We start from the raw sequence: 13,926 nt of genomic DNA, 5'->3' as shown, positions 1-13,926 counted from the left end.
TCTGTAATCTATCGAATCTTTTGGTTGCAAAATATGTTGCCCCGGTTGGACCTTCGAATAGCTTGCATTCTGACATTTCGATACCCGCAGCTAAAGCCATTTTATAATACGCATATTCTATTTGAGCGATATCGGGCAGATCGGTTGACGACGGGAACTTTATTATCCAATGTTCATAATCTTCAGGGAGTGACGAATGCCCATGGATAAGGTGATTGGTTTTATCATTGTAACCCACAAAAATTTTAGGTCTTGCTCCACCGGAAGAACCTCCAAGATGGAACAGTTCTTCTATTACACTAGATGGTGTACCCTCCAAAACCTTAATCATCTCTTGGGAAATTTCGTCCAATTCCATAAGCTTGTCGGTGCGAAATTCTGAGTTTAGACTTGGTTTATAGGTCAATGCACCCATGCCACCGGAACCCACATAGGCCAAACGGTCCAAGGGCGTGATTTGATTTAGGGATATTCCCTTTGACAATAACGTTCTATCCAATAACAATCTACCCCAACCATCTGGAAGCGAATCATTGAACACCCCGAAGAGCCCATCAAAAATAGGCGTTTCAGGAGTTAAAATAGTATCGGAAAGTTTCAGTTTAAAAGGAGATATCTCTAAACCTTTTTTTATAAAAGTTTCATCATACTTGAAAAAAATGGTTCCATTGTCGGAGACCATTTGACCAACGGCAATAGGGGTATCTGTAAAACGAAGGTAAACTTCTAGTCGTTCAATCGGTTCCATTAGCTTTTCATTTTTGAATCAAATAATTTCTCAATATGCTTAAGATCTTTATCAGGTTCCAGCACTCTTTCAAAATCAGATAACCGACCTAGAACAAATACAAGCTTCAAAAGTGATTCTAAGGAAACTTGCCCTTTGGTTTCAAAACGTTTTAAGCTGCCTAGGGATACTCCCGAACGTTCTGCTAGTTCATTTTGGGATAGTCCCTTCTGTTTCCGAAGTTTCTTATGTTTGTGTGCAATTTCTAAACGGACATCTCCAGGAAGTTTGTCGATACTGTACTTATTCATAATATGGATAATATATTAGCTAAATATACTCGAATATACGATAAATAGATAATATATTAGCTATTTTATATGTTTAGTATTTTACCATAATAATACATCTACTGCCTCATCCAATACTTCTACACCAAAGTCACGTACGTAAGCTTTTGTAGTTAAAACACTTTGATGTCCTAGTGTCTCTCCAATAATATCAATGCTGACCCCTTTTTCGCGCAGGCACATGGCAAAACTATGGCGGGCAACATAGCTGGTAACATTTTTGGCAATACCTGCTTTTTGTGCCAGTATTTTAAGTGCCTTATTATACTGGGATAGTATTTTGTGCTTGCGATGTTCAATTTGTGTGGGAGTTAAGATATCATGTAATAATATCGGGAAAACATAATTGGTATCTCTTCTATTTTCGCTGTAGTATTTTAGAATCTCCCGAACGGGTGGCACAATTTTGAGCGAAAAGTTACCTCTCGTTTTTGCTCTAGCATACGTAACGCGTTCTTTCGTAATATCAGACCATTTTAAGCGCATCATGTCGGCAAAGTTCATCCCTCGTGTATAGAAGCTAAATAGAAAATAGTTCTTTGCATTGACAAGATGTATGTCACTCTCGCAATCTACATTTTTAAAACATTCAATCTCCGCCATAGTAAGGGCATGTTTGATGCGTTTCCCCCGAAGCTTTGAGATTTTGTATTTGTGGAAAGGATAGAGATTCTGTTTTATCAAATCTCTACGAATAGCTAAATTGAATATCGTACGAAGGCTACGCATTCGTACAGCAATACCACCATTTGAACCGCCTCGGCTACGTAAAAAGACTTCATACTTATCCAGAAAAGTGACATTGATTTCGCGCATATATAAAACGGGTTTTTTATAAAAGCGCTGTAATGAACGCATGGTGTCCTTATTACTTCGTGCATAACCGATTCTACCGGAAAGTTCCAAATCTTGTACCACGGAATCCCAAAAAGCAAATAAATCCACTTTATTACGTTTGGATCCAAAACGAAATCGTTGCTCAAAATCATTAAGGGTAAAATCGATATCATCTATTTCAAATTCTGAGATGATATTTCGTGCTTTAATTTTAATGGTGTCCAACAAGCGATTGTTATGCATCGCATTTGGATGTCTGGTTTTAAAACAATGTTCTTTATCATCCCATCGTTCTTTTTTGACCAAAAGCCCGGTAGCGATAATTTTTTTCTGCCGGTCTTTTAGTAATTGTAAAACGATGGAATGTTCTCCCTCGGCATTTACTTTTGTCTTCAGTTTTAGCTTAATACTTACCATGCTTTTTTATCAAGGGGTGAAACATAGGTGAAACAAATGCCACCTTTTTTGAAAACGCATGAAAACAAGTAAAAACAAAAACCCAGTAAATACAAGGGTTTCCAGAGATTGAAGAAAAATGAAAACAAATGAAAAGACAAATATTGGCGCTGTTAATCAGAGGGTCCTTGGTTCGAGCCCAAGAGGGGGAGCGAAAGCGACACCAAGCCATCCATGTAAATGGGTGGCTTTTTTTTGTGGGAAAACTTGGGCGAGAGGCCTGTGCCGAGCGTAGCCGAGGTAAGCCCAAGAGGAGGAGCATAAGCGACACCAAGCCATCCATGCAAATGGGTGGCTTTTTTTTGTGGGGAAACTTGGGCGAGAGACCCGTGCCGAGTGTAGCCAAGGTAAGCCCAAGCTTCGTACTGAGCTTGCCGAAGTGAGGGGAGCAAACAGATCCAATAAGTCATTGATTTACTTGATTTTATATTTCATCCCACATTTAAATAATTTGCTGGAAATAGTAGTCTAATTTTGACTAGAGTGCTACCCATATCATACGGTTAATGGGTCATAGCCATACGCATTCATAAGCATATCGCATTTATGACATTCTTTCACCAACGCTCATCCCAAAACGAAACCTATAGCATCAAAGAACACCACTGTTAACTTTTTATGAATAAATATTTTAAGGATGCTCTTCTAACTAATAGATATTATTAATATTGTGAACTATCTATTCTTTAACGTTAATCGATTTATTTCATGGCACTAAAAGTTGCAATAAAACATAAAACAAAATATATTTATGATAGGTCTATCAGCCTATCCCCCCATATTTTTAGGTTACGTCCCGCGCCGCATAGCAGAACTCCCATCGAGTCCTATTCCATTAAAATCAAACCGGAGAATCATTTTTTTAACTGGCAGCAAGACCCTTTTGGCAATTATTTGGCGCGCATCGTTTTTCCCGATAAAACTTCTGAACTCTCCGTTGATGTTGAAATCATTGCAGATTTAAAGACCATTAATCCGTTCGATTTTTTTGTGGAAGAATCCGTAGAAAAATTTCCATTCACGTATTCAGAAGATTTAAAGAAAGAATTGTTGCCTTATTTGGAAAAAGCAGAAAGTGGGCCTTTATTACAAGATTGGTTATCAAAAATTGACATGACCCCCAAACGGACTATCGATTTCCTCATCGGTCTTAACAGTGATTTTTATAATCATTTGAATTATACGCTCCGAATGGAACCTGGCGTACAGACCTGCGAAGAAACTTTAAGCAATAAATTGGGTTCTTGTCGCGATTTTGCGTGGTTATTGGTTCAGACCCTTCGTCATTTAGGTTTGGCCGCCCGTTTTGTTTCCGGCTATCTGGTACAATTAAAATCCGATGAAAAGTCGTTGGACGGCCCATCAGGCCCTGAAGAGGATTTTACCGATCTCCACGCTTGGGCAGAAGTATATTTGCCCGGTGCTGGTTGGATCGGTCTGGATGCCACTTCCGGTTTATTGGCCGGTGAAGGGCATATTCCTTTGGCCTGTACGCCTTCCTATGAAAGTGCTGCACCGGTTAGCGGATTTACCGAACCTACCGAAACTACTTTTGAATTCGATAATTCCGTCACGAGAATATTTGAATCCCCCAGGGTTACCAAACCGTACACCGAAGAGCAATGGAATGCCATTTATGATTTAGGTTTTGTAGTTGAGGATGAGTTACAGGCCAACGATGTGCGCTTGACCATGGGAGGCGAACCCACTTTTGTTTCCATTGACGATATGGAATCCGAGGAATGGAATACATCTGCGGATGGAGAACACAAACGCGAATTGGCCAGTAAACTTTCTTTGCGTTTGATGGATGTTTTTGGAAAAGGTGGCGTGCTGCATCATACCCAGGGAAAGTGGTATCCAGGCGAACCATTACCCCGTTGGTTGATCGGTATTCATTGGAGAAAGGATGGCGAGCTCATTTGGCAAGACCCGAAATTATTGGCTTCGTTTTCAGAGAACTATAAACTACCCAAAAACATCACGGAGACCTTTTTAAAAACCCTAGCGCACTTTTTAGGGTGCCCTGACGAAAGCATTATGCCGGCTTATGAGGATGCGTTTTATTTTTTATGGGAAGAAAATAAGTTGCCTGTAGACATCGATCCTAAAAAATACAGTAAAGACGACAGTCATTTACGTCGCAAATTAGGCGATATTTTAAGACAGGGTATAGGAAAGACCGTTGGCCACGTATATCCACTGGTCAAGAAAAATGGACAATGGTTAACAAATCCTTGGGAATTCAGAGGCAAACATTTGCTATTGACACCCGGGAATTCCGCCATTGGTTTACGATTACCCCTGGAATCTTTGCCGAAAAATCCAAAGGTGCCTTCTGAGCCTACGGCAGAGCCAGAACTTTTTGAGAAAAGACCTGCTTTACCTGCCTATGGCGAAGCTTTAAAAGAACGGTTGAATTCAAAAACTAACGTATCCAAGGCTAAAAAACAACCTTTTGTGCGTACAGCATTATGTGCTGAGGTTAGGGAAGATAAACTCTACCTTTATCTGCCACCTTTGGATAGTGCGGAGGACTTTCTTGATATGGTGGCCAGTATAGAGGCTACTGCTAAAGAATTGAAGGTCCCTGTTATTTTGGAAGGCTATGAGCCACCACGCGATAATCGGTTAGAGGTCTTGAAAGTAACTCCCGATCCAGGGGTGATCGAGGTAAACGTGCATCCTGCAAAAAACTGGAAAGAACTTACCGATAATACGCTGACCTTGTATGCCGAAGCGAAACAAGCCCGCCTGGGAACGGAAAAATTCATGCTAGACGGTAAGCATACCGGTACCGGAGGTGGAAATCATGTAACCTTGGGCGGCGTAACACCGGCCGATAGCCCCTTATTGCGTGACCCGCAATTATTGAGAAGTCTGTTGACCTTTTGGCAACACCATCCCGGACTTTCCTACCTGTTTTCAGGGGCTTTTATTGGGCCTACAAGCCAGGCACCACGAGTTGATGAAGCTCGTTTGGAAAATCTGTATGAATTGGAAATCGCTTTTTCGCAGATACCAGAAGATAAAGAAGTACCGTTTTGGTTGACTGATCGTCTCTTCCGCCATTTACTGACCGATATTACCGGAAACACCCATAGGGCTGAATTTTGTATCGACAAATTGTATTCCCCGGATTCCTCTTCGGGTCGTTTGGGAATTTTAGAGCTGCGGGCTTTTGATATGCCTCCACATGCACAAATGAGTTTAATGCAAATGCTATTGGTGCGTACGTTGGTTTCTTGGTTTTGGAAGAAACCCTATAAACACGATCTAGTACGATGGGGCACCGAATTGCACGATAAATTTTTACTGGAACACTATGTAAAAGAAGACATAAAGGATATTGTACACCAATTGAACGATGCTGGATACCCGTTTAAACTGGATTGGTTCGACCCTTTCTTTGAATTCCGTTTTCCATTATATGGTATGGTAGAAATCAATTCCATGCAACTGGAGTTGCGAATGGCCATTGAACCGTGGAATGTGTTGGGAGAGGAAATGTCAGGGAGAGGCACCGCACGCTATGTCGATTCCTCTTTGGAACGTGTACAGGTAAAAGTCAATAATTTTACCGAAGAACGATATACATTGACCTGTAACGGTATAAAAGTCGAGTTGAGTCCGACCGGAACCAAAGGAGAATATGTAGCGGGAGTGCGTTTTAAAGCCTGGGATCCGTGGTCGGCCCTTCACCCGACAATTGGGGTAGATACGCCGTTGGTATTCGATGTTGTAGATAATTGGAACCAGAGATCCATAGGAGGTTGCACCTATTTTGTTGCTCATCCTGGTGGGCGTTCCTATGAAACCTACCCCGTAAATAGTTTGGAAGCAGAGTCGCGACGTATCAACCGATTTTGGGACATTGCGCAGACCCAAGAAGAGATACTACCGACAGAAATGGTCGCTACAACTAATTTTATTGGAAGAATGGTTGAACCTAAGTCAGGTTCAAATACCTTTGTATACAAAGAGATACCCGTCAATCCGGAATTTCCGCACGTAACGGATCTTCGTAAGAAGTAATTTTAAAAGGAATGCCGACAACTAAGACGAACTGGTTAGGAAGTTATAATACCCATCAAGGAAATGATGAACTTTTTTCTTTGGACAATGCGTTGAAACCGTATTGGAACAAACTGTTCACATCATTCGATTCCTTAGGCGATTCAGGTTTAATGGCCCGCCAAAAGGATATTGATTGGTTGTTGTCTGAAAATGGGGTTACCTACAATGTTTATAATGACCCTCAGGGCATGCACAGGCCATGGAGTCTTAATGTGGTACCCTTTGTATTGCACCAACAAGAGTGGGACCAAGTAAGCAAGGGTATTAAACAAAGGGCTGAAATACTTAATCTGGTATTAAAAGATGCATATGGTGAAGGCAGGTTGGTCAAAGATGGCATCATTCCTTATGAGGTCATATACGGTCATAGAGGATTTTTAAGGCAATGTTCGGGCATGGAACTGAACACCGAAAAATACCTTTCCATATATGCCGCAGACCTTTGCCGAGGCACAGACGGTAGATTGTGGGTGGTGAACGACCGTACCGAAGCACCCTCCGGTATGGGATATGCCTTGGAAAATAGGTCTACCATAAACAGGATTTTGCCTGAGATGTTTACAGAAATGAACGTAAAAAGGCTTTCCGGTTTTTTTCAAGATTTGAATCAAATGTTGGTGGATGCTGACCCCGGAAAAAAAGAGAATCCGAATATTGTCATACTGACCCCGGGTTCACACAACGAAACCTATTTCGAACATGCCTATTTGGCGTCTTTTTTGGGCTATCCTTTAGTTCAAGGAAATGATTTGGTAGTACGTGATGGTTTTGTTTGGATGAAATCACTACAAGGCCTTAAACGAATAGATGTAATCCTAAGAAGGGTAGATGATGCTTTTACGGATCCTTTGGAATTGAGGGAAGATTCACATTTAGGTGTAGCCGGTTTGTTAGATGTAGTACGAAGAAAAAATGTATCGGTCATTAACCCTGTGGGAAGCGGAGTAATAGAGAACCCAGGGTTGATTCCTTTTATGCCTTCCATTGCCAAATATTTTTTAAACGAGGAACTGATTCTTCCGCAAATTGCATCATGGTGGTGTGGACAGGAAAACGAAAAAAATTACGTTTTAGAGAATCTTTCAAAATTAGTGGTAAAGCGGATTGACCGTACGAATAGGGAAAGCATCTATTTTGGCGAGTTCCTGAATCCCGAAGAATTGGATGCCCTAAAGAAGGTTATACAAGAAAGGCCCTATCGGTTTGTGGCCCAAGAACGAATCAATTTTTCAACGGCACCTAATTTGGCCAATAATACCTTGGAACCTAGAAATATTGTTGCACGCGCGTTCTGTATCGCTTTAAAAAATGAATATTCGGTTATGCAAGGTGGTCTGGTTCGTGTTTCTCCGAATGCAGATACGATCAGGGTCTCCAACCAACGCGGAGGTACCAGTAAGGATTTTTGGATAATGCAAGATTCGCCGATAAAACAAGAGGTCAATAGACAGTGGCAAAAGAAAACTTCGGTCGCCATTTCAGGTTTAAATGACTTACCCAGTCTAACGGCCGAAAACTTATATTGGGCAGGCCGTTATGTAGGACGTACTTTGGTTACTGCGAGATTTATACGTGTTGTCATTCGCCAAATGGCCTTGGTACAGAATAATAGCGATCAGCCCGATTCAGAAAAACTAAAGGTACTTTTTAAAGCGGTTACCCATTTAACAGGAACCTACCCCGGTTTCACGGTAAAAGGACAAGACGGAACACATGCCATGGAAGACCCTATGCAAGAAATGCTTAGCGTTATTCTTGACAGGGATAGGGTAGGTAGTTTGGCCCATACGATCAATATGTTCAGTAATTCCTACTACTCGATCCGAAATTTATGGTCTTCTGATATGTGGCGCGTGTTCGAGAATATCCAAAAAATCTGGAACGCTTTGGTAGAAGGGAAAGACCATTCCGTTAACCGCATTCTTAAGGTATTGAACCAATTGATTACACGTTTAATTGCCTTTATGGGGTTGATTGAGGAAAGTATCATGGTGCAGCAAGGTTTGTTGTTATATTTCATCGGCTTGCAGATGGAACAGAGCATGCTGACCATTACCAAATGTCGAGCCCTACTTTCAATAAAATTTGATCAACAAGTTGAATATGAACTATTGGAATATTTGTTGACCAGTCACGAAAGTTTGAATATTTACAGATATAGCTACCGTTCGCATATACAATTGGAGCATGTGCTAGACCTGGTGTTATTGGATATGGATTATTCGCGCTCACTTACCTATATGGTGAATCGTCTACAGAAAGATTTGGCCCGCCTACCACATTCTGAACAGGACCATCACTTAAGCAACTATCAGAAATATGTCTTGGAGGCTTTTTCAAAACTAAGAATGGCCGAATCGACCAAAATTGCCAAGACAAAATCGCACAATGATTTTAAAAGGGAAGAGTTAGTGACGCTGATGAAGCAATTATCAGAACTGCTGCATAAGTCATCCCAGGCGATATCGAACACATATTTTAATCACACCGATAGGCAAAATCAAATGTTCAACCAGTCATTTCCTATCTGAGCATGATTTTCAACGTAAGACATATTACCAAATATAAATACAATGCCCCTGTAAGTTATTGCCATAATATTGCAATACTTCGCCCAAGGGAATCGATGGGGCAGGAATTGTTGGATTATAAAATTAAAGTATCCCCAAAGCCATCTGAAATATCGGAAAGAATCGATTTTTTCGGAAATTACATTACACGATTTTCCATTCAGACCGAACATACTACTTTAAAGGTTCTCACCAAATGTACCATACTGCGGGATTATACCCCATTTCATGATTCCTTTTATAGTCAAGCCTGTCAGTCGATAACTATGAACGATGCCCTTTTCGCTTTAAAGGGAATGAGTCCAGAAATATTGGAGGCAAAGCAATTTTTATTGGAATCGATTTTTATTCGTAAAACCAATAAGGCAATAAAAGAATATGCAGAGCTATCCTTTAAAGGAAACCGCTCTGTGTTCGAAGCGGCATATGAGTTGATGCAACGTATTTATACCGACTTTGATTTTGATGCCGAATTTTCTACCATATCCACCCCTATTGAAGAGGTGATGCAAGAGAGGAGAGGTGTTTGTCAAGACTTTGCACAGATCGCCATAGCCTGCATCCGTTCTATAGGCTTGCCTGCAAGGTATATAAGTGGCTACATAGAAACCGTACCACCACCAGGAAAAGAGAAACTCGTCGGAGCCGACGCATCACATGCGTGGTTCGCTATTTTTATTCCGGGATTTGGTTGGGTAGATTTTGACCCTACCAACAATATAATCCCAAAAGACCAGCATATTGTAGTGGGTTGGGGTAGGGATTACTATGATGTGCCACCCTTAAAAGGCGTTGTTTACGGCAGCGGACAAAGCAAATTAGATGTATCGGTCGATATTACGGCGGCGGTATAGGGTAATTGCTTTTCGAGCACATTCAGAATTGAATAAAATAAGTAGTGGGAAAAAAATAAATGGAAAAAACAACCCGATAGGGTCTATATAGAAAGAATCCATTAAAGAGACTAGCTATTACTTGCAGTTAAAGGCACATGATCTTATCCCTCTTGTATTTATGACTACCTTCATGTTCTAGAATATTTCGCCAATACTATGAAAGTATTTCAATGTGGTCATTGTAATTATCCGTTGTTCTTTGAGAATAATTCATGTGAGAATTGTGGGCATCTATCGGGGTATAGCGACTTTGATCGACAGATGCTAACCTTTGATCCTTCTGGTTATTCTTTGATTTCTGATGTTGGACAACTCGAATACAAATATTGTAAGAACGAGCAATATGGTGTTTGTAATTGGCTATTACCAAAAAATTCCATTCAAGAGTTTTGTCATGCCTGTCAATTCAATAGAACTATTGCGAACCTATCTGTTGACCAAAACTTTCAAAATTGGAGGCATCTTGAAGTTGCTAAACACCGTTTGATCTATCAGATTCAAAAATTAGGTTTTGATCTACCCAGCAAGTTGGTCAACGAAAAAGGACTGTGTTTTGATTTTATCGCTAACAACGATGACCCTGAAATCATGACAGGTCATGCCGATGGGGTAATTACCATACTGATCAAAGAAGCGGATTCAACTTTTAGGGAACAGGCCAGAAAAGAGCTTTATGAACCCTATCGCACACTTATAGGGCATCTGAGACACGAGGTGGGCCATTACTTTTGGAATCGATTGATTTTAAGTGATGCAAATGCCTTACAAACGTTTAGAATTATTTTTGGAAACGAAGAAAGTAATTATAACGACGCATTACATACGTATTACCAACATGGTGCGCCAAACAATTGGCAGCACTCGTTCATAAGTAAATATGCCACTTCACACCCTTGGGAAGATTGGGCCGAGACTTGGGCGCACTACCTCCACATCATGGACATGGTCGAAACGGCTCATTTTTTCGGATTAGAGGTGAATGATAAAACAATTCCTGAAAGCAAGAGGATTGCCCCAACATTTGACCCGTACACCATATATGACTTTGAAACTATTGTTCGTGTTTGCATACCTATTTCTTATGCAGTAAACAGTATTAACCGGGCCATGGGTATATCAGATGTCTACCCTTTCGTCATTACGACTACGGTCAAAAACAAGATGAAATTCATACACGACCTATTATGGTCAAAAAGAAATCCATAGGCCAAAAAAACCAAGCCGTCCTTGCAAATGGGTGGCTTTTTTCGTGGGGAAACTTGGGTGAGAAGCTTGTGCCGAGCGTAGCCGAGGTAAGCCCAAGAGGAGGAGCGAGAGCGACACCAAGCCATTAAAGAGATTGAGTGGATTTTGTTTTTTTATAAGGATATAACGTAGGTACAACAATTCTTCGGAACTAATATTTCAAGGAAGCGTGGATAATTAATCGGTCTATTTGCTCGAACCAATGGTACTATTCTTGTATAGATGGGCACTATTGTATTAGCGATTCAAAAGTGTTCTTATCTATCCTTGTAAAGTTAATGATACCAGAAAATTAGGTATCTTGTATAGCTAATACTAAGGAGATGAAAAAATTACTTCTCCCCCCGTTATTGCTTTTTACTAGCCTATTGCTTTCGCAGGCAAAGGATGATAGTCTTCAATTGGTGATAAGTGAACCCTCCATAGGCAAAGGGATACCATATTATCAGAATTTCGTTTCCACACAATATGATGCTCACTCGCAGAACTGGGCTGCTTGTCAAAGTGCTAATGGAATCATGTATTTCGCAAACACATCGGGAGTGTTGGAATATGATGGAACGACATGGCGAAAAATTCTTGTTGCCAACAACTCACCTGCCCTTGGGTTGGCTATAGACAGTTTAGGTACCTTATATGTGGGCGCAATTAATGAAATAGGATACTTGGACGCAGATGGTAATGGGTTATTGGATTATATTTCGTTAAGGGAAAAGTTGGAAGACCCGGACCTTCAATTTGGCCAGGTTAGAAAAGTTCATATAGTTAAAAATGGAATATATTTTGTTTCCGATGGTTATCTTTTTTTCCTCGATGGATCCAAGAATCTTAAAACGATAAAACTTTCTGATGGCAAAACGACACTTAGTTTTCAACTTAAACAAAAACTTTACGTTTTATCGAAACCTACTGGTTTAGAGGAAATGAAGGGGACAGAACGTGTACAAATAATTTCCCCTGAAACTTTTGGAGACAAATCCATTTATGGAGTAATTCCTCATTCTGAGGGATTGCTACTTGCAACACATGAACAAGGACTTTTTCTTTGGAAGGACGAAAAATTCATTCCTTTTGCCACGGAGTATATTAATTTGTTCAGGGAAGCAAAGATCTACTGTGCCAAGCTTCTTTCCAACGATGAAATTGCCTTTGGCACACGAAGGATGGGGGTTATTATAATGAACCCTAAGGGAAAAATAACCACCATTTTGAACGATCAACTTGGTCTTTTGGAGGGGAATGTCACAAATATGTTCCAAGACCAACAAAGTGGTCTATGGATAACATTTGGGAACGGAATCTCCCGCGTGGAATATCCTTCTATCTTTTCAACCTATGGTAAAAATAATGGATTAAAAGGTGTTGTAAACGACTGTAAACGTTTTGATGACAAATTGTATGTCCTGACAAGTATTGGCGGCTTTTTTCTGGATTCCAAAATAAAGGACGATGGCAAAATGGCTTTTTTTGAACCTATTGAGGGAATTGACATGCAAAGCTGGAAATTGCATCCTACCAAAATGGGGCTACTCGCCAGTACCGCTACGGGGATTTATTTGATTGAAAATAATAAAGCAAAAAAAATCTCAGAGATTGGGGGCCGTAGGCTGGTTTCTTCGATGGAAGATCCAAATAGAATTTGGATAGCAAGGGAAGATGGCCTATTCTCCATTTATTATAAAGATGGCGATTGGTTTACTGAAGATTATTTAAAGGACTACAACGATTTCACTTATATTCTTGAAGCCTTCGAGAATGAAGATCTTTGGATAGGTAGTTATTTTAATGGTGTATATCGTATCCGGTTTTCAAAGGATTCTTGGAGCAATATAATTAGGGACGCCCCTGTGATAGAGCATTTTGACACCTTATCCGGATTGCCGGATATGAAGAGTAATCGAGTGTTCAAAGTACACGATGAGATTTTATTTACAACAAAAAAAGGACTTTATCGCTTCGATGATTCCTCCGGTAAGTTTGTGCCAAACTATTTGTTAGGAGCAAAATATGCTGATTCAACACGTTGGTTCTCATGGGTATATGAAGACAATGAACGGAACATTTGGATGCACTCGGGTCTTACGGGAACAGATGAATTTGTAAAAGGCAAAATAGATGAGAAAGGTATTTTTGAATATATAAGCACACCTTTTAACCGTTTTGCTTCGCTCACAACTATATACGGCATATATTTTGGCTCCAATAATCAAACCTTTTTTTATGGCCCTGACGGCATTATCCAATATGATGGTACTATTGATAAGGGTTATAGCCTGGAAATACCAGCTGTTGTCAGGAAGGTCACTTTAAACGATTCAGTTTTACACTGGGGTTTTAAAGAAAACAGATCGGCGTCATTGCCTTACGGTAAAAACTCGTTGACCTTTGAATATAGTCTTGCCAGTTTTGATGAAGTGCCTAAAAACAACTATCAATATCAGCTCGTAGGCTTTGATACATCTTGGTCCGACTGGACGACAGAAAGTAAAAAAGAGTATACTAATCTTTCGGAGGGGACCTACACTTTTCGTATCAAGGGCAAGAATATTTACGATCTCGTAAGTAAAGAAGGCATTTATCATTTTGAAATTCTTCCCCCATGGTACCGCTCATGGTGGGCCTATTTAGTATATCTTTTACTTTTTTCTGGATTTCTTTGGGGCATTTTAAAACTTCGTTCACGCCAATTAAAGGCACAGAACGAAGCATTGGAAAAACTAATCGCGGTTCGAACATCCGAAGTACAGCACCAGGCCAACCAATTAAAA

8 protein-coding genes are annotated in these 13,926 nt (G+C 40.3%); 5 read left to right on the top strand and 3 right to left on the bottom strand.

Features of this window, described 5'->3' with window-relative positions:
- From WBM98_RS12345 to WBM98_RS12335, 3 genes are all read right to left on the bottom strand, one after another.
- A partial coding sequence (locus WBM98_RS12345) for a type II toxin-antitoxin system HipA family toxin (RefSeq protein WP_424366328.1) occupies positions 1 to 748 on the bottom strand: 748 nt, incomplete at its 3' end.
- On the bottom strand, positions 748 to 1,038 hold the full coding sequence (locus WBM98_RS12340) for a helix-turn-helix domain-containing protein (protein WP_424366327.1): 291 nt from the start codon (positions 1,036 to 1,038) through the stop codon (positions 748 to 750). The genes WBM98_RS12345 and WBM98_RS12340, both read right to left, overlap by 1 nt.
- Positions 1,039 to 1,119: 81 nt before the next feature.
- Complete coding sequence (locus WBM98_RS12335; RefSeq protein WP_424366326.1) at positions 1,120 to 2,331, bottom strand: phage integrase SAM-like domain-containing protein; 1,212 nt, start codon at positions 2,329 to 2,331, stop codon at positions 1,120 to 1,122.
- A 747-nt stretch (positions 2,332 to 3,078) separates the two neighbouring features.
- On the opposite strand from WBM98_RS12335, the gene WBM98_RS12330 reads away from it, so the two are divergent.
- The 5 genes from WBM98_RS12330 to WBM98_RS12310 form a co-directional block, all read left to right on the top strand.
- Positions 3,079 to 6,405 (top strand): DUF2126 domain-containing protein, encoded by a 3,327-nt coding sequence (locus WBM98_RS12330; protein ID WP_424366325.1) that lies wholly within the window; start codon positions 3,079 to 3,081, stop codon positions 6,403 to 6,405.
- Positions 6,406 to 6,416: 11 nt separating this feature from the next.
- Positions 6,417 to 8,978: a circularly permuted type 2 ATP-grasp protein gene (locus WBM98_RS12325; protein WP_424366324.1), complete on the top strand. Its 2,562-nt coding sequence runs from the start codon at positions 6,417 to 6,419 to the stop codon at positions 8,976 to 8,978.
- Between the two features lie 2 nt (positions 8,979 to 8,980).
- Positions 8,981 to 9,871: a transglutaminase family protein gene (locus WBM98_RS12320; protein ID WP_424366323.1), complete on the top strand. Its 891-nt coding sequence runs from the start codon at positions 8,981 to 8,983 to the stop codon at positions 9,869 to 9,871.
- Positions 9,872 to 10,069: 198 nt separating this feature from the next.
- Positions 10,070 to 11,119, top strand: a complete 1,050-nt coding sequence (locus tag WBM98_RS12315) for a zinc-binding metallopeptidase family protein (protein ID WP_424366322.1) — start codon at positions 10,070 to 10,072, stop codon at positions 11,117 to 11,119.
- A 362-nt stretch (positions 11,120 to 11,481) separates the two neighbouring features.
- On the top strand, positions 11,482 to 13,926 hold a 2,445-nt coding region (locus WBM98_RS12310), incomplete at its 3' end, for a triple tyrosine motif-containing protein (protein WP_424366321.1).

The sequence above is a fragment of the Maribacter sp. genome, from assembly GCF_049667165.1.
Classification (GTDB): Bacteria; Bacteroidota; Bacteroidia; order Flavobacteriales; family Flavobacteriaceae; genus Maribacter_A.
The sequence above is the reverse complement of the archived record's forward strand: the minus strand, read 5'-3'. Positions and strand labels throughout refer to the sequence as shown.